Annotated in this window: 15 protein-coding genes; 7 read left to right on the top strand and 8 right to left on the bottom strand. The window is 66.8% G+C overall.

Annotated elements, in window-relative coordinates:
• The first annotated feature begins 60 nt into the window (after nt 1-60).
• Nucleotides 61-3090, top strand: coding sequence for a valine--tRNA ligase (locus tag VOI27_RS15120; RefSeq protein ID WP_323766193.1), 3030 nt, complete (start codon nt 61-63; stop codon nt 3088-3090).
• Between the two features lie 322 nt (nt 3091-3412).
• Here VOI27_RS15120 and VOI27_RS15115 read toward each other — a convergent pair whose 3' ends face one another.
• From VOI27_RS15115 to VOI27_RS15100, 4 genes are all read right to left on the bottom strand, one after another.
• Nucleotides 3413-4957, bottom strand: coding sequence for a Ppx/GppA family phosphatase (locus tag VOI27_RS15115; protein ID WP_323766192.1), 1545 nt, complete (start codon nt 4955-4957; stop codon nt 3413-3415).
• 48 nt (nt 4958-5005) lie between these two features.
• A complete protein-coding gene (locus tag VOI27_RS15110; RefSeq protein WP_323766191.1) occupies nt 5006-5458 on the bottom strand; it encodes a hypothetical protein in 453 nt (150 codons plus the stop codon).
• Nucleotides 5455-5751 (bottom strand): hypothetical protein, encoded by a 297-nt coding sequence (locus VOI27_RS15105; protein ID WP_323766190.1) that lies wholly within the window; start codon nt 5749-5751, stop codon nt 5455-5457. Before VOI27_RS15105 ends, VOI27_RS15110 begins: the two co-directional genes overlap by 4 nt.
• A gap of 110 nt (nt 5752-5861) precedes the next feature.
• Entirely contained in the window at nt 5862-6047 is a 186-nt protein-coding gene (locus VOI27_RS15100; protein WP_416374682.1) for a DUF1328 domain-containing protein, read from the bottom strand.
• 257 nt (nt 6048-6304) lie between these two features.
• Between VOI27_RS15100 and VOI27_RS15095 the strand changes: the two genes are divergently transcribed.
• Nucleotides 6305-7774: an alanine/glycine:cation symporter family protein gene (locus VOI27_RS15095; protein WP_323766189.1), complete on the top strand. Its 1470-nt coding sequence runs from the start codon at nt 6305-6307 to the stop codon at nt 7772-7774.
• Nucleotides 7775-7909: 135 nt separating this feature from the next.
• Entirely contained in the window at nt 7910-8305 is a 396-nt protein-coding gene (locus VOI27_RS15090) for a response regulator (RefSeq protein ID WP_323766188.1), read from the top strand.
• Nucleotides 8306-8320: 15 nt separating this feature from the next.
• Here VOI27_RS15090 and VOI27_RS15085 read toward each other — a convergent pair whose 3' ends face one another.
• From VOI27_RS15085 to VOI27_RS15075, 3 genes are read right to left on the bottom strand one after another with little or no spacing between them, the layout of a single operon-like run.
• A complete protein-coding gene (locus VOI27_RS15085; RefSeq protein ID WP_323766215.1) occupies nt 8321-10495 on the bottom strand; it encodes an RNA degradosome polyphosphate kinase in 2175 nt (724 codons plus the stop codon).
• 56 nt (nt 10496-10551) lie between these two features.
• Entirely contained in the window at nt 10552-11235 is a 684-nt protein-coding gene (locus VOI27_RS15080) for a chromosomal replication initiator DnaA (RefSeq protein WP_323766187.1), read from the bottom strand.
• Between the two features lie 25 nt (nt 11236-11260).
• Entirely contained in the window at nt 11261-12319 is a 1059-nt protein-coding gene (locus VOI27_RS15075) for an AI-2E family transporter (RefSeq protein ID WP_323766186.1), read from the bottom strand.
• 190 nt (nt 12320-12509) lie between these two features.
• Between VOI27_RS15075 and proS the strand changes: the two genes are divergently transcribed.
• Complete coding sequence (gene proS, locus VOI27_RS15070; protein ID WP_323766185.1) at nt 12510-13847, top strand: proline--tRNA ligase; 1338 nt, start codon at nt 12510-12512, stop codon at nt 13845-13847.
• A gap of 127 nt (nt 13848-13974) precedes the next feature.
• On the opposite strand, the gene VOI27_RS15065 is transcribed toward proS, so the two are convergent.
• Nucleotides 13975-14556 carry a hypothetical protein gene (locus VOI27_RS15065; protein WP_323766184.1) on the bottom strand — a complete coding sequence of 194 codons (582 nt, stop codon included), beginning with the start codon at nt 14554-14556 and terminating at the stop codon, nt 13975-13977.
• A gap of 436 nt (nt 14557-14992) precedes the next feature.
• Between VOI27_RS15065 and VOI27_RS15060 the strand changes: the two genes are divergently transcribed.
• From VOI27_RS15060 to VOI27_RS15050, 3 genes are all read left to right on the top strand, one after another.
• Complete coding sequence (locus VOI27_RS15060; RefSeq protein WP_323766183.1) at nt 14993-15739, top strand: nucleotidyltransferase domain-containing protein; 747 nt, start codon at nt 14993-14995, stop codon at nt 15737-15739.
• Between the two features lie 184 nt (nt 15740-15923).
• Entirely contained in the window at nt 15924-16403 is a 480-nt protein-coding gene (locus VOI27_RS15055) for a UPF0262 family protein (protein WP_323766182.1), read from the top strand.
• 4 nt (nt 16404-16407) lie between these two features.
• Nucleotides 16408-16863, top strand: coding sequence for a low molecular weight phosphatase family protein (locus VOI27_RS15050; RefSeq protein ID WP_323766181.1), 456 nt, complete (start codon nt 16408-16410; stop codon nt 16861-16863).
• Nucleotides 16864-16889: the final 26 nt, after the last annotated feature.

Raw genomic sequence — 16889 nt, 5'->3', positions numbered from 1 at the left:
ACCTTCGCGCGCACATTCGCTAGACCGAGCCGGACCCAATACGACAGCGGAAGACCCCCCATGGCACTGGACAAGACATTCGACGCGAAAGCCGCCGAGCAGCGGATCTACGAGGCTTGGGAAAAGATCGGCGCCTTCCGCGCCGGGGCCAACGCCAAACCCGGCGCCTCGAGCTATGCGATCATGATCCCGCCGCCGAATGTCACCGGCGTGCTGCACATGGGCCATGCCTTCAACAACACGCTGCAGGACATCCTGATCCGCTGGAAGCGGATGCAGGGCTATGACACGCTCTGGCAACCCGGCACCGACCACGCCGGCATCGCCACCCAGATGGTGGTCGAGCGCAAGCTGGCCGAAGAAGGCCGACCGCCGCGCCGCGATTGGGACCGCGAGGATTTCACCGCCGAGATCTGGAAGTGGAAGAAGACCTCCGGCAACACCATCTTCGAGCAGCTCAAGCGCCTCGGGGCCTCCTGCGACTGGGACCGCGCGGCCTTTACCATGTCGGGCGCGCCGAATGCGCCGGCGGGCGAAGAGGGCAATTTCCATGACGCGGTGATCCGCGTCTTTGTCGAGATGTACAACAAGGGGCTGATCTACCGCGGCCAGCGGCTGGTCAACTGGGACCCGCATTTCGAGACCGCGATTTCCGATCTCGAGGTCGAGAACATCGAGACCCCGGGCCACATGTGGCACTTCAAGTACCCGCTGGCCAGCGGCGAGACGTATGAGTACGTCGAGAAGGACGAGGACGGCACCGTCACCCTGCGCGAGACCCGCGATTACATCTCGATCGCCACCACCCGTCCCGAGACCATGCTGGGCGATGGCGCGGTCGCGGTGCACCCCTCTGACGAACGCTACGCGCCGATCGTCGGCAAGCTCTGCGAAATCCCGGTCGGCCCGAAACAGCACCGCCGGCAGATCCCGATCATCACCGACGAATACCCCGATCCCGATTTCGGCTCCGGCGCGGTCAAGATCACCGGCGCGCATGACTTCAACGACTACCAGGTTGCGAAACGCGGCGGCATCCCGATGTACCGGCTGATGAACACCCGTGGCGAGATGCGCGATGACGGCGATCCCTATGCCGAGGCGGCCGAGATCGCCATCGAGGTCGCCAACGGCGACCGGACGCTGAGCGAGGCCGAGGCGGATGCGATCAACCTGGTGCCCGACGAGCTGCGTGGTCTCGACCGGTTCGAGGCGCGGAGCCGTGTGGTGCAGCAGATCACCGACGAGGGTCTGGCGGTGATGGTCGAGCAGGAGGTCCGGGACGCGGAGGGCGGCAGCGCTCCGGCGGCCGAGCTGGTTCCTTTCGTCGAGAACAAGCCGATCATGCAGCCCTTCGGCGACCGCTCCAAGGTGGTGATCGAGCCGATGCTGACCGACCAGTGGTTCGTCGACACTGCCAAGATCGTCGGCCCCGCGCTCGACGCGGTGCGCGACGGCACCGTAAAGATCCTGCCCGAAAGCGGCGAGAAGACCTATTACAACTGGCTCGAGAACATCGAACCCTGGTGCATTTCGCGCCAGCTTTGGTGGGGCCACCAGATACCCGTCTGGCACACCCCCGGCCTCGGCGGCGACTGGCGCTCGTTCTGCGCCGCCACCGAGGAAGAGGCGCTGGCGCAGATGCATGCCACCTTCGGCGACGAGGCCGAGTTCCTGATGGTCGAGGACGAGAAGGCCGCGACCGACATGCTGGCCGGCTACTTCGAGAACATGACCGACACCTCCGGCGTCGACCAGCGCCACCGGCCGCAGGCGATCCCTGTGTTCCGCGATCCCGACGTGCTCGACACCTGGTTCTCCTCGGGGCTCTGGCCGATCGGCACCCTCGGCTGGCCCGAGGACACCGAGGCGCTGCGCAAGTATTTCCCGACCTCGACGCTGATCACCGGGCAGGACATCATCTTCTTCTGGGTTGCCCGGATGATGATGATGCAGCTCGCCGTGGTCGACCAGGTCCCTTTCGACACCGTCTACCTGCACGGTCTGGTGCGCGACGCCAAGGGCAAGAAGATGTCGAAATCCACCGGCAACGTGGTCGACCCGCTCGAGATCGTCGACGAATACGGCGCCGATGCGCTGCGCTTCACCAATGCCGCCATGGCCTCGCTCGGTGGCGTGCTGAAGCTCGACATGGCCAGGATCGCCGGCTACCGCAACTTCGGCACCAAGCTGTGGAACGCCGCGCGCTTTGCCGAGATGAACGGCGTCACCGGCTCTGACGGCACGGTGCCCGTGGCGACCTACCCGGTCAACACCTGGATCCTCGGCGAGACCGCCCGGGTGCGCGAGACGGTCGATCAGGCGCTCGCGGAGTTCCGCTTCAACGATGCGGCCCAGGCGCTCTATGCCTTTGTCTGGGGCAAGGTCTGCGACTGGTACGTCGAGTTCTCCAAGCCACTGCTGCTCGATGGCGACGACGCCACCAAGGCCGAGACCCGCGCCGTGATGGGCTGGGTGATCGACCAGTGCCTGATCCTGCTGCACCCGATCATGCCCTTCATCACCGAAGAGCTCTGGGGCACACTGGCGGTCCGGCCGCAGATGCTGGTGCACACCGACTGGCCGGTCTATGGCAGCGAACTGATCGACCCGGCGGCCGACGCCGAGATGAACTGGGTGATCGAGGTGATCGAGACCACCCGCTCGGTGCGCGCGCAGATGCATGTGCCGGCGGGGCTCAAGGTGCCGATGCTGGTCAGCCAGATGGACCCGGCCGCCCGCGCCGCCTGGGCGCGCAACGAGACGCTGATCAAGCGGCTGGCGCGGATCGACAGCCTGACCGAGGTCCCGAGCTTTCCCAAGGGCTGTGCCACCCTGCCGGTGAGCGGCGCCACCTTCGGCCTGCCGCTGGCCGAGATCATCGACGTCGACGCGGAAAAGGCCCGGCTGGAGAAGACTTTGGGCAAGCTTGCCAAGGAGCTGGGCGGTCTGCGCGGACGGCTGAACAACCCGAAGTTCGCCGCCAGCGCACCCGACGAGGTGGTCGAGGAAACCCGTGCCAACCTCGCGGCCCGCGAGGAAGAGGAAGCCAAGCTGAAGGACGCGCTCGCGCGGCTCAGCGAACTGTGACGCAAGGCGGGTGGCGTGCAGCGCGCCACCCTCTTCGCTCCCGAGCGATCACCGTCAGCGCCCCCAAGCGCCCGAAGATCACGCCGCCCTGCTCCTTCATCTTGCCAGATAAACTCCGGGGAGTGTGAGGGGCTGGCCCCTCACCCCATCGACCGGACGCCCCGGCCTGCGTGAGCCACGGCCCCCGAACCCGGGATCACGCCGCCTGCGTCTTCGATCTTGCGAAGAACCCGGCAAGCCAGAGACGCCAGCCGATCGCCCGCAAGCACCGCCGTCGCGACGCCCCGGACCCCGATCCGGGGCCTCCCTGCCGGTCGCGTCCTTACCGCACCAGCTGCACGTCGATCGTCGCGTCCAGAGAGCTCGCCAGCGACAGGAACCGCGCCTCCGCCACCTCGCCGTAGAGCGGCCAGGCGCCTTCCGAAAGCCGCAGGCTCAGCACCTTCTTCTTCGGCCGCCAGCCCAGCTCGCCGATATGGCCGCCCTCCGACATCCAGAGCATCGCGCCAAAGCGCATCGCCTTGCCGAGGATCTCGGCCTCGCGTTGCGCCTTCTCGTCGATCACCGGCATCAGTTCCTCGAACCGGGTGCCCGAGCGCTTGTTCTTGTAGCGGTGCAGCAGCGCCAGCCCGAGGAACACCCGTTCGCGGTGGCTCAGCCCGCCCAGGTTGGCGCGGGTGGCATTGTCGAAACAGGTCTCGGCGCGGTAGTCGGGATGCGCCCGCCAGCTGACGTCATGCAAGAGGCAGGCGGCCTGCACCAGCCGCAGCTTGTCGGGCTTGGCATTGGCAAAGAGCGGCAGGATGAATTCATAGAGATCGCGGCCGAACCCCGGCAGGCGCGCGTCCTTGGCCTCGGCGAACAGGCAGGCCTCGATCAGCGGATCGCGGTCGCGCAGCTGCTGCGGCATCTGCTCATAAAGCAGCCCTTCGCGGATGCCGTAGCTCGACACCGCGATGTCCTTGGGCCGGAAGGTCTGCACCAGCCGCTTGAGCACCTCGATCGCATAGGGCACCAGCGCCATCCGCGAGGCCGACAGCCCGCACAGGCTGCGCAGCGCGTCGGGGTCGCGGTCGGCGATGAATTTCGCGGTCTCGCGCACCGCGCTGGTGGTCATGCGATATTCATGCAGCACGTGCAGCGGATAGCCGCGCCGCTCCATGTCGATGCGCGCGATGGCCCGCCACGAGCCACCGACCAAAAACAGCCGGTTGGACTGCGGCCCCATGCGGGCGTGCAGGTCGTCGATCACCGCCTTGATATGGGCCTTGCGCCCCTTGGCGCCGCCCGCCACATCGCGCAGCTTCAGCGGCCCCAGCGGCGAGGTCACCCGCTTGCCGACCGCGCCGTCATGGATCTCGGCCAGTTCCATCGACGAGCCGCCGATGTCGCAAACCAGCCCGTAGGAACCCGGCCAGCCCAGCAGCACCCCCTGCGCCGAGAGCCTGGCCTCCTCCTCGCCGTCGATGATGTGGATCTTCTGTCCGGTCTCGCGCAGCACCTGGTCGCAGAAATCCGGCCCGTCAGAGGCATCGCGCACCGCGGCGGTGGCCACCGCGGTCAGCGGCGGCAGGTCCATGCCGCGCGCCAGGTACTGGAACCGCCGCAGCGCCGAAAGCGCCCGGCGCCGGCCCTCGGGGTTCAGCACGCCGGATTCCGCCATCCCGGCGCCAAGGCCGCACATGATCTTTTCGTTGTAGAAATAGGCCGGCGACCGCGCCGCGCCGTCGAACACCACCAGCCGGACCGAGTTCGAGCCGATGTCCACCACGCCCACACGCGCCAGCCGGCGGACGCTCGGGTCGTCGAACAGCGCGCGGCCGAACGGCCCGTGATCCTGCGCTGCGCCTTCGCGTGATACGTCCATGATAGTCCTCGGCGTTTTTTCCCATATGGCCCGGCAAGCGGGCCATGGTCAACGCCGCGGCGGGAGTTTATCCGCAGCCTTTCCAGTGACAAAGCCGGCAAGGAATCCCGAGGCCGCCGCCATCGGTCCGCTGGGCCGCGACCTCTTGTCTGCCGGCGGGTCCGGCGGCACCGGCCCGGCCCGGGTCTGGGGCGCGACCGGCACCGCCACGGCCCGCCGCGGCGGCCTGCGGCGGCGACGCATCATCAGCGCTCCTGCCAGCATGATCACCAGCGCCATCAAAAGGCACAAGCCCGCCACGGCAAAGGCCGCGCCTGGGCCGCCAAGGGCCGGCTCGAGCGCCAGGAACAGCGCCAGGCTGCCGAACATCAGGGTCAACGACAGGAACACCAGCACCAGCAGTGCCGCCGCCAGGCCCATCGCCGCGAGCCTGGCAATCCGGCGCGACTTGAGCGCCAGGAAGTCGGTCGCCAGCTTGGTCAACCCGCGCGCGAGGCTCATTTCCGGCCCAGCAGCCCCGACAGGATGACACCGGCGGCAAAGGCCAGACCGACCGTCGCCAGCGGGTTCGAGCGGATGTGGTCCTCGGTCATCTGCCGCATCCGCGCGCCTTCGTTGCGCGCCTGGTCATAGAGCGCGCGGGCCTCGGCCGAGAGATGCTCGATCTCGGTGTTGGCCTTGGCCACGCCGGTCTGCACCTGCTCGCGCACGGTGCCGCCGGCCATGGTGGCGAGGGTTTCGATATCGCGGCGCGCGACTTCGAGCTGCTGTTCGAGTTCTTCCTTGGTGGCCATGGTCTTCTCCGCTGCATGTGGGGTGCGCGCGCCGGGATCGGCGGCGGCACCGGGGTCAGATGTGGGTCGGGGCGCGGCCCCTGTTGCCGGCAGGTCCGCGTCGGTCGGGCTCATGTGCGAGGCTTGCCGTGAAGGGCGCGCATCACCATGGCGATGATAAACAGAACGATGAAGACAAAGAAGATGATCTGTGCGCTTTCCGTCGGAATGAGCGCAATATTGGCAAATCCGAGAAGCCCGACGCCCACCGCAACCACAAGGAACGTCAGGGCCCAGCCAAGCATCGCTTTCTCCATGATCTCACCTCTTCGCACCCTGTGGGCGCGCTCCTCTCAATCTAGCGGCAGCTAGGGCGAACCCGCCCCCGGTCAAGCCAGCCTATCTCTTCGCACCCGCCCCTCGGCCGGCGGCGCTCCGGCCTGCGACTGCCCGCTCCCGAGGCACCGGGTCGCCGGCGCGATGTTCGACCTATGCGCGAACCACATTCATAGGTGACGCCCCGGAGTGGCACCTGCTAGCGTGGGGGCATCGCTGGCCGACAAGGAGTCTTGCAATGGCATTTTTCGATCCACTTTTCAACCTGATCAACGATTTGACATGGGGCTGGGCGCTGGTGCCGATCCTCGTGGTCTTCGGCGGGTTCTTTACCGTCGCCAGCGGGTTCATCCAGTTTCGCTTCTTCCGCCGAATGTTCGGCGTGCTCACCGGCGACGAAGAGTCCTCCGATCCCACCCAGATCAGCGCCCGGGAAGCGCTCTTCGTCTCGGTCGGTGGCCGGGTCGGCGGCGGCAACATCGCCGGCGTCGCGGTGGCGATCTCGCTCGGCGGACCCGGGGCGGTGTTCTGGATGTGGGTGATCGCGCTGGTTGGCATGTGCACCTCGCTGATCGAATCCTCGCTGGCGCAGCTCTACAAGCGCTCCACCCCCGACGGCAGCTACCGCGGCGGGCCGGCGCGCACCATCCTCTTCGGCCTCGGCCAGCAGTATCGCTGGCTGGCGGTGATCTACGCGGTCTGCCTGATCGCCTCCTTCGCCATCGGTTTCAACGCCTTTCAGGGCAATACAGTGGCCGGTGCGGCGCTCGACAGCATGGAGATCCCGCGGATGTACACCGGCATCGCGCTGGCGATCGCCACCGGCTTCATCATCTACGGCGGCATCCACCGCATCGCCAAGGCGGCCGACGTGATCATCCCGATCATGGCGCTGAGCTACATCGCCATGGCGCTGATCGTCATCGTGCTCAACATCACCAGCCTGCCGGCGGTGATCTGGGACATCGTCGCCAATGCGCTGGGCTTCCGCGAGGCGGTCGCCGGCGGCATGGGCGCGGCGCTGGCGCAGGGCCTGCGGCGCGGTCTGTTCTCGAACGAGGCCGGTCTCGGCTCGGCGCCCAACGTGGCGGCCACCGCCTATGTCAGGCACCCGGTCAGCCAAGGCATCGTGCAGAGCCTGTCGGTCTTCATCGACACGATGATCATCTGCTCCTGCACCGCCTTCGTGATCCTGCTCAGCGATGTCTACCAGCCCGGCGCCGACGGCGTTGACGGGGTGGCCCTGACCCAGCAGTCGCTGGTCGATCATGTCGGTGCCTGGTCGCAGTATTTCCTGACCTTCGCGATCCTGCTCTTTGCCTTCTCGTCGATCATGTACAACTACTACCTGGGCGAGAATGCCCTCACCTTCATGACCGGCAACCCGACGGCGCTGCATGTGCTGCGCGTGGCGATCGTGGGCATCGTCTTTCTCGGCGCGGTGGCACCGGGGGCGACGGCGGTGTTTGCCTTCTCGGACCCGATGATGGGCATTCTGGCGGTGGTCAACCTGATGGCGCTGATGATGCTCTTCCCGGTGGCGCTCAGGATCATCACCGACTTCCGGGAGCAGCTGAAGCAGGGCATCACCAAGCCGGTCTTCGACCCGGCAAAGTTCCCCGACCTCGACACCGATCCGACCGCCTGGCCGGATGCGCCCGCAGCCCGGGGCGCGCCCGCCGGCGCCCGGGTCAGCCCGGCGGAATAACGCCGGCCTGAAGTATGGGACGGCGCGGCCCCGCCGCGCCGTCCTCCTTGCCCGCGATGCCGGCGCTTTCGGCATTCCCAAGCGCCGGGCAAGGGTCTATTGTTTCGCCAACCAGAGAACTCCGGAGGCAAGGCCATGACCAGAACAAGCGTTCTGATCGTCGAGGACAACGGCTTGCTGGCAGGCGAACTGCAGCTGGTCGCGGATGAGCATGGTCTGCTGGCCAAGGAGCCGGCGCACAGCTATCTCGCCGCGCTCAAGGCAATCGACGCCGGCGGATTCGATTGCTGCGTGCTTGACCTCAACCTCGGCAAGTTCACCGCCGACCCCTTCGGCCCCGGCCGCGAGGGCCGCCAGTTGCTGGCCCTGCTCGGCACCAAGAAGATCCCCACTGTGGTCTACAGCGGCCACGTCTCCGAGGAAAAGACCATCCGTGCGCTGCACCCCGACGCGGTCTGCATCGACAAGCTGGAATCCTGCGAACGGGTGGTCGAGGCGCTGCTCGAACTGTGCTGCGACGCCGAGACCTGACGCCGCAAGTCCCCCTCAGTCCGCCGTATGGGTCAGCACCGGCACATCCGCCGCCCCGGCCGATCCGCGCCCCGACAGCGACGGGTTCTCCATGAAGAACCGGTGGCAGTTGAAGGCAAACTCCCCCTCCGACAGCGCCGGCCGCTGAAACCGCCCGTCCGGCCGCATCACCCAGCTCTGCGCCACATCGGCGAGGTTGGCGGCCATGATCTGCTCGGTGATCTGCGCCTTGACGGTGGGATTTCGCGCCTCGACCAGCGTCTCGATCCGGCGGCTGAGGTTGCGGCCCATCCAGTCTGCCGAGGAAAAGAACACCCGGCTCCTCTCGGACGGAAGCCCGCCGCCATTGCCGAAACAGACGATGCGCGAATGCTCAAGAAAGCGGCCGACGATGGATTTGACGCGGATGTTCTCGCTCAGCCCCTTCACCCCGGGTTTCAGCCCGCAGATGCCGCGGATCACCAGGGAGATCTTCACCCCCGCCTGGCTGGCCGCGTAGAGCGCGTCGATGATGTCTGGCTCGATCACCGAGTTCATCTTGGCCCAGATCGCCGCCGGCCGGCCGCGCCGCGCATGCGCCGCCTCGGCCTCGATCATCGCCAGCAGGTCGGTCTTCATGTCATGCGGCGATATCGAGATATTGCGCAGATCAAGCGGCCGCGCATAGCCCGAGACATAGTTGAACACCTTGGTGGCATCGATCCCGAGGTCGGTGTCGCAGGTGAAAAAGCTGAGGTCGGTATAGATGCGGGCGGTGATCGGATGGTAATTGCCGGTGCCGTAATGGGTATAGGTCACAAGGTCCTTGCCCTCGCGCCGCACCACGGTCGAGATCTTGGCGTGGGTCTTCCATTCGAGGAAGCCATAGACCACATGCGCGCCTGACCGTTCCAGCCGCCGCGACTGGCGGATGTTGGCGGCCTCGTCGAACCGCGCCTTGAGCTCGACCAGCGCTGTCACCGACTTGCCGTCCTCGGCCGCCTCGCAGAGCGCGCTGACGATCGGCGAGTTCTTGGACGTGCGATAGAGCGTCTGCTTGATCGCCACCACATCCGGATCGCGCGCCGCCTGCTGCAGGAAGCGCACCACCATGTCGAAGGTCTCGTAGGGATGGTGCAGCAGCATGTCCTTGCTGCGGATCGCGGCGAACATGTCGCCGTCGTGGTCCTGCACCCGTTCCGGCACCCGCGGGGTGAACGACGGCCAGAGCAGGTCCGGCCGGCTCTCGAGCACCAGCTCCTTGAGGTCGGCCACGCCCAGCATGCCGTCAAGCTCGATGATCTCGGCGTCGCTGACATGCAGCTCGCGCTTGACCACCTCGAGCAGCCGGGGCGGCGCGCCGCGCGACACCGTCAGCCGCACCACTTCGCCGCGGCGGCGGCGTTTCAGCGCCACCTCGAATTCGCGCACCAGATCCTCGGCCTCGTCCTCGACCTCGAGATCGCTGTCGCGCAGCACCCGAAACAGGAAATGCGCCTTCAGCCGGTAGCCGGGAAACAGGCTCTCGGTGTGCAGCAGCAGCAGCTGTTCCAGCGGCAGGAAGCGGCGCGTGCCCTCGGGCGAGGGCAGGCTGACGAACCGGTCGGTCTGGTGCGGGATCGGCAGAAGCGCCTTGAGCACCCGGCCATCAGCGGCCCGTTCCAGCTCGAGCGCGAGGCTGTAGCCGGTATTGGGAATGAACGGAAAGGGATGCGCCGGGTCGATCGCCAGCGGCGACAGGATCGGAAAGACCTGCCGCAAAAAGACGGTATCGAGGTGCTGGCGGTCGGAAAACTTGAGATCGACCCGGTCGACGATCTCGATGCCGTGGGTCTCCATCTCGCGGCGCAGCGCCGCCCAGGTCTGCTGCTGTGCGGCCATCAACCGGCGGGCATCCTCGCGGATCTGCACCAGCTGCTCGCCCGGGGTCAGCCCGTCGTGCGAGGGCGCGGTATGGCCCTCCTTCTGCAGCTCGCGCAGCCCGGCGACGCGGACGGTAAAGAACTCGTCGAGATTGGCGGCCGAGATCGACAGGAAGCGCAGCCGTTCGAGCAGCGGCACGCGCGGGTTTCCGGCCTCTTCCAGCACCCGCCAGTTGAAGCCGAGCCACGACATCTCGCGGTTGACGAAGCGGCCGGGGCCTTCGAGCGACTTTGACGGCAGGCTCACCGGCGCGGGGAAGTCCGAATTCAGGAAATCCGCCTGCGTCACGGCCGGGGTGTCCTGCAGATCGCGTGCCGCTTCCACTGTGAAACCCTCTCCTGCAGTCACTCGTCACCATCGCCCAGCCCGGCCACGGCGCGGCGGGCCATCTCGCGGCTCATCGGCTTGCCCAGGCCCAGCGCCATGTCATCAAGCGTCGCCACGATCCGCCGCGCGGCATCGAAAGACCGCGGCGCATGGCGCACAAGATAGGGGATCACGTCGGGGTTGGGGCTGATCTGACGGTCCGAGAACAGCTTGCCAAGCACCGCACCCAGCAGCTCGTCATCGGGCGGGTTGAGCGAGATCACCTGCGTGCCCTGAACCCGGCTTTTGAGGTCCGGCAGGTCGAGCGCCCAATGGGCCGGCTCCAGCGTCGTGGTCAGCAACAGCGCATGACCCTCGGCCAGCACCAGGTTGTGCAGGTGGAACATATGCGCCTCGGCATCGGCATCACCGGCGGCGGCCTCGGCATCCTCGATGCACAGCGGCGCCTGCGCCAGCTCGGCGACGCTGGCCTCCGGCAGGTCGACGGCGCTGATGATCCGCGCGCCGGCCATTTCGGCCCAGACATGGGCAAGGTGGGTCTTGCCGCTGCCGCGCGCGCCCTTGAGCACCAGCTTGCGGTTGGGCCAGTCGCGCCAGGTGTCGATCATCGCCAGCGCCACGGCGTTGGCGGGCGAGACATAGAAGTCCTCGCGCCCCAGCGCCGGCCGTGTGGTCAGATCGAACTTCAGTTGTCGCGTCATCGAAAATGCCTCGTGATCCTGGGGCCTAGTCATCGGACACCCCCAGGTACAATCGGCTGTCAAGATACTGCCGGGTGGCAAATCTGGCAATCACGCCGAAGGCCGCCGCCGCCGGCACTGCCACCAGCATCCCCACGAAGCCGAACAGCGAGCCGAAGACGCTGAGCGCCAGCAGCAGCCAGACCGGGTGCAGACCGACCGAGTCGCCCACCAGCTTGGGCGTCAGGAAGTTGCCCTCGATCACCTGGCCTATGACGAAGATCAGCGCCACGATGGCGATCTGCAGCCAGTCACCCCAGAACTGGAACAGGGCCAGCCCCACCGCCAGCGTGCCACCGACCAGCGCGCCGACGTAGGGGATGAAGGTGATCAGCCCGGCGATGAAGCCGACGATCAGACCGAACTGCAGCCCCGCCAGCATCAGCGCCACCGCGTAATAGGTGCCGAGGATCAGGCAGACCGTGCCCATGCCGCGGATGAAGCTGGCCAGCGTCTTGTCGATGTCGCGTGCCAGCTGGCGGACCACCGGCGCATGTTCGCGCGGCAGCAGCTCGTCGATGCGGGCAACCATCCGGTCCCAGTCGAGCAGCAGGTAGACCGAGACCACCGGCACGATGACGAACAGCAGCACCACGTTGATGATCGAGGCGGCCGAGGTCAGCACCGTCTCCAGGAGCTTGCCGCCGTATTCCTGCACCCGCTCGCCGATCGAGACCAGCGACTGCCTGACGGCGGATTCCGAATCCACCAGATCGGGGAAGCGCGAGACCAGAAAATCCTTGAGATTGGTGAAGAGCTGCGGCGCGATATCGACCAGGTCGGCGGCCTGGCGCACCAGCGTCGGCACCACCAGAAGCGACAGCAGCACGAAGATCACCAGCGCCAGCACGGTGATCACCGCCACCGAAGCCGCCCGGCTCAGCCCGGCCCGTTCCAGCCGGTCGGCCACCGGGTCGAGCAGATAGGCAATCGCCCCGCCGAGGATGAAGGGCAGGAGCACGTCGCCCAGGAACCACAGCACCACCGCGAAGGCCACCGCCGCGACACCCCAATATTTGAACTGTTCCTGTACCGGCAGGGCCATCTGGGCTTCCCCTTTGTTTGTCGATACATCGCCCGTTGCGGCCGTGGTTGCAAGGGCGAGCGCGGCGCGGTGGCATGGGGAAAACATCGCCTGTCGCGGCAGATTGCGCGGCGCGGGGCCCCTGCCCCTTGCCAAGGCTGCGCCCATGGCTCAAAACCCGGGGCAACTCCGGATTGCCAAAGGTCACGCGATGCGCCTCTCCCGCTACTTTCTTCCCGTCCTCAAGGAAAACCCCGCCGAGGCGCAGATCGTCAGCCACCGGCTGATGCTGCGGGCCGGCATGATCAAGCAGGCCAGCGCCGGGATCTACTCCTGGCTGCCCTTGGGCTTCAAGGTGCTGCGCAAGATCGAGAACATCATCCACGAGGAACAGGCCCGCGCCGGCCATATCGCCCTGCTGATGCCGACCATCCAGTCGGCCGATCTCTGGCGCGAGAGCGGGCGCTACGACGACTACGGCGAGGAAATGCTGCGCATGCGAGACCGCCATGACCGCGACATGCTGTTCACCCCCACCGCCGAAGAGCTGATCACCGACATCTTCCGCGCCCATGTGGGCAGCTACAAGGACCTGCCGCTGACGCTCTACCAGATCCAGTGGAAGTTCCGCGACGAGATCCGCCCGCGCTTCGGCGTGATGCGCGGCCGCGAATTCCTGATGAAGGACGGTTACAACTTCGATCTGACCAAGGAAGACGCGCTGCATTCCTACAACCGCCATCTTGTGAGCTATCTGCGCACCTATGAGCGGATGGGGCTGCAGGCGATCCCGATGCGCGCGGACAGCGGCCCGATCGGGGGCGACGATACCCATGAGTTCCTGGTTCTGGCCGAGACCGGCGAGTCGGAGGTGTTCTATGACAGCGAGATCACCGACCTGAAGTTCGGCGACCGCGAGATCGACTATGACGACAAGGCGGCCTGTCAGGCGGTGCTCGAGGAGTTCACCTCGCGCTATGCCCGCACCGACGAGACCCATGACGAGGCGCTCTTTGCCGAGGTGCCGGAAGACCGCCGCCGCACCGCGCGCGGCATCGAGGTCGGCCAGATCTTCTATTTCGGCACCAAGTACTCTGAGCCGATGGGCGCCACCGTCACCGATGACGCCGGCAACAAGGTGCCGGTGCACATGGGCTCACACGGCATCGGCGTTTCGCGCCTGCTGGGCGCCATCATCGAAGCGAGCCACGACGAGAACGGCATCATCTGGCCCGAGGGGGTGACGCCGTTCGACTGCGGGATCGTCAACCTCAAGCAGGGCGACGCAGAGGCCGACGCCGCCTGTGACGCGCTTTATGCCGCGCTCAAGGCGCTGGGTCTCGATCCGCTCTATGACGACCGCAAGGAGCGCGCCGGGGCGAAATTCGCCACCATGGACCTGATCGGCCTGCCTTGGCGGATCACCGTCGGGCCGCGGGGGCTGAAGAACGGCGTGGTCGAGCTGACCTCGCGCCGCACGGGCGAGAGCGAAGAGCTGCCGCCGGAAGAGGCAGTCAAGCGGATCGCGGCAATCTACGCAGACCTGTGAGACTTCGTGCGAGTGCCGGGGGCCCGGCGCTCGCGGTTTGCCTTTAAGTCATCGTCAGAGCGTGGCGCTGGCCCTTGCTGCGCGCGATGCCGGCTCTGCGCGCCACCTGATCCGGGCACGGCACCGCTCAGGGCGTGGCAAGCTGGCTCAGCACCCGGTCGCTCCACCGCGCGACGCGATGAGAGGTCTCAACCGAAATGTCCCGATCCTTGCCGGCCCGCATCTGTTCGGCCTGCTCCGCGATGCGCCGCCGCGCCGCGATCCGGACCATCGCCGGCAGAGCGGGCGTCGCCGCAAACGGTGCGATATCGGGCACATCGGTGAACCAGCCCTGATCGACCAGAACAATCGCCTCGGCAAAGGCCGGCGGGCGCCAGTAGAGCGTCGGGTCGATGATGCCGGACGGCAGATCATCCACCAGAACGACGTTGCCCGTCAGGTCCGCATGAACGCGCTGCCGGTCGAGCGCCGGGGGCGTGACATGCAGGCGCTCAAGCTGGCCATCGAACGGCGCGCCGTAGGCCGCCTGCCCCTCGCCCCATGCCACCCGGTCGGCCCGCGCCCAGGGGTCGTCGCGCCCGACAAGAGCCGGATCGTAGGGCAGATCGCGCAGCAGCGCATGGTAGGCGCGCGCGCCGCGCAGCGTCTGGGCCGTGTGCGTTGGCTGGGTCTCGCCCTTGATCCAGCGCCAGGCCGTCCAGCCGTCCACTTCCCACGCCCCCGACCTTGACCGAAGAGGTCTCTGAAACCGACAGTCCGGGTCCTCCGGCAGCTGCTCATGGGTGGTCGCCAGACACAGGGCCACGGCCGGACCGGGACTCGGCTTCAGGATGACACCGCCGGCCCGCCACGACGTGCCCATGCCACCGATGAGACGTTCGGCACGGACCCCTTCGGTGAACTCTTCATATGCTCTGATCGTCGGCTTTCGGAATGTCATCTGGCCGGGATAGCACCATCCGCCCACGCCGACATCCCCCACGCGGCGCATCTGCCAGCGGCGGCGCGCACGACCGGAGGCGATGCGCCCTGTCCGCACCCACCGCGGGTTCGATGAGTGCGCAATTCGCTCTTGGCCGCTGCAAATGGCCTGATAGGCTCCGGCGACAGCCTGCGTTTGCCTCAGACCCCCCGGGAGTTTCTCATTGCGCCAGACCCTTGCAGCGGCCGTACCTGCGGCCACTGACATCCGCGCCCAGATTTTTCCGACAGCAAGCGCCTTCCTGCTCGCCGGATCGGTGGTGCGCGATGAGGCGACCGCCTCGTCCGATCTGGACCTCGTGGTTGTGCTTGATCGCGTCGAGGCGGCGCAACGGCAGTCCTTCGTCTTTGACGGCTGGCCTGTCGAGGCGTTCATACACGATGCCCGGACCCTGGAGTATTTCTTTCGGCAGGTGGATCGCCCCACGGGCGTGCCGTCGCTGGCCAACATGGTCAGCGAGGCCATCGAGTTGCCGCAAGAGACGGACACCGGACGTTCCCTCAAAGACCTTGCAGGGCAGGTGCTGGACGAGGGTCCGATCCCTTGGGGCCAGACCGATCGTGACACCTCGCGCTACGTGATCAGCGACTTGGTCGAGGACATCCGCGCCCCGCGCAATTCGGACGAGCTTCGCATCGTGGCCGCGCGTCTCTACGCCGCCCTCGCCGATCATTTCCTGCGCTCGAGGGGGCTCTGGTCCGCCAAGGGCAAGAGCATTCCCAGACGGCTCAGGCGCGTCGATCCCGAGTTCCAGCAAAGGGCGACAGAGGCCTTTGAGGCGGCCATCCTTGCGGAGGACACCGATCCCGTCATCCGCCTGTGCGAAAATGTCCTCGAACCCGATGGCGGATTTCTCTTCGAGGGCTACACCCGACAGGCCCCGAAAGAGTGGCGCATGCCCGACCCGTGAATAGCGCGGCGTCGTCCCAGCCTCATCTGTCACTGCGGACGACAACCGCTGCGCACACCGCGCGGCCGGTGGCACGTCACGGACGTTCCCGCGACCGCAAGGCCCCCGCAACCAAAGCCGCATTGCCCAGCCCTCGCCAATCCGCTACCCATCCTGGATCAACCGTCAACCGAGGGCCCCGCCGATGAGCCGCATCATCGAGATCGATCTGGACGACGCCAACCTGCCGCCGCCCACCCCCGAGGTCGAGCAGGAGCGCAAGGTGGCGCTCTTCGACCTGATGGAGCAGAACTCCTTTGCCCTACCCGCCCGCGACGGCGCGCAGGTGCCGCCCGGCCCCTACCGGCTGACGCTCTGTATCCGCGACAAGCGGCTGGTCTTCGACCTCAGCACCGAGGACCACCAGAAAGCCGCCGAGTTCCACCTCTCGCTCAGCCCGTTCCGGCAGGTGGTCAAGGACTACTTCCACATCTGCAAAAGCTACTTCGACGCGGTCAAGAAGCTGCCCGCCAGCCAGATCGAGACCATCGACATGGCCCGCCGCGGCATCCACAACGAGGGCGCCCGCATCCTGCAGGAGCGGCTCGACGGCAAGGCCGAGCTCGACAATGACACCGCGCGACGGCTGTTCACCTTGATCTGCGTCCTGCACTTCGGAGCCTGAGCCGGTGACGCGCCCGCTGCCGCAATCCGTCCTCTTCTGCTGCGATCACAACGCCGTGCGCTCGCCGATGGCCGAGGGCATCATGAAGAAATTCTTCGGCCTGCAGACCTATGTGCAGTCGGTCGGCGTGCGCAACGATCTGGAAATCGACGGCTTCGCAATCTCGGTCTGCCAGGAGATCGGGGTGGAGCTTGACCGTCACCGCTCGCGCTCCTTCGACGAGCTTGAGTTGATGGGCGAGGCGCTGTCCTCCTTCGACCTGGTGGTGGCGCTCTCGCCCGCCAGCCAGCACCGCGCGCTCGAGCTGACGCGGTTCTTTCACCTGACGGTGGAGTACTGGCCGATCATGGACCCCACCGGCCAGGGCGAGACCCGCGCCGCCAAGCTCGCCGCCTATCGCCAGACCCGCGACCAGATTGTCAGCCAGCTCAAGGCCGACTGGGGGGCGGTGCGGGCGTGATGTGACCCCCGAAAAACGCATGGGGC

The sequence above is a fragment of the Marinovum sp. genome (genome assembly GCF_034669705.1).
GTDB lineage: Bacteria > Pseudomonadota > Alphaproteobacteria > Rhodobacterales > Rhodobacteraceae > Marinovum.
Note: the sequence above shows the minus strand (reverse complement) of the source record. Positions and strands in the feature narration are given on the sequence as shown.

Coding starts and splice junctions, on each gene's coding strand:
- proS (WP_323766185.1), top strand. CDS start 12,510: ATGCGCCTCTCCCGCTACTTTCTTCCCGTCCTCAAGGAAAACCCCGCC.
- VOI27_RS15100 (WP_416374682.1), bottom strand. CDS start 6,047: ATGGAGAAAGCGATGCTTGGCTGGGCCCTGACGTTCCTTGTGGTTGCG.
- VOI27_RS15120 (WP_323766193.1), top strand. CDS start 61: ATGGCACTGGACAAGACATTCGACGCGAAAGCCGCCGAGCAGCGGATC.
- VOI27_RS15110 (WP_323766191.1), bottom strand. CDS start 5,458: ATGAGCCTCGCGCGCGGGTTGACCAAGCTGGCGACCGACTTCCTGGCG.
- VOI27_RS15095 (WP_323766189.1), top strand. CDS start 6,305: ATGGCATTTTTCGATCCACTTTTCAACCTGATCAACGATTTGACATGG.
- VOI27_RS15115 (WP_323766192.1), bottom strand. CDS start 4,957: ATGGACGTATCACGCGAAGGCGCAGCGCAGGATCACGGGCCGTTCGGC.
- VOI27_RS15105 (WP_323766190.1), bottom strand. CDS start 5,751: ATGGCCACCAAGGAAGAACTCGAACAGCAGCTCGAAGTCGCGCGCCGC.
- VOI27_RS15090 (WP_323766188.1), top strand. CDS start 7,910: ATGACCAGAACAAGCGTTCTGATCGTCGAGGACAACGGCTTGCTGGCA.
- VOI27_RS15080 (WP_323766187.1), bottom strand. CDS start 11,235: ATGACGCGACAACTGAAGTTCGATCTGACCACACGGCCGGCGCTGGGG.
- VOI27_RS15055 (WP_323766182.1), top strand. CDS start 15,924: ATGAGCCGCATCATCGAGATCGATCTGGACGACGCCAACCTGCCGCCG.
- VOI27_RS15075 (WP_323766186.1), bottom strand. CDS start 12,319: ATGGCCCTGCCGGTACAGGAACAGTTCAAATATTGGGGTGTCGCGGCG.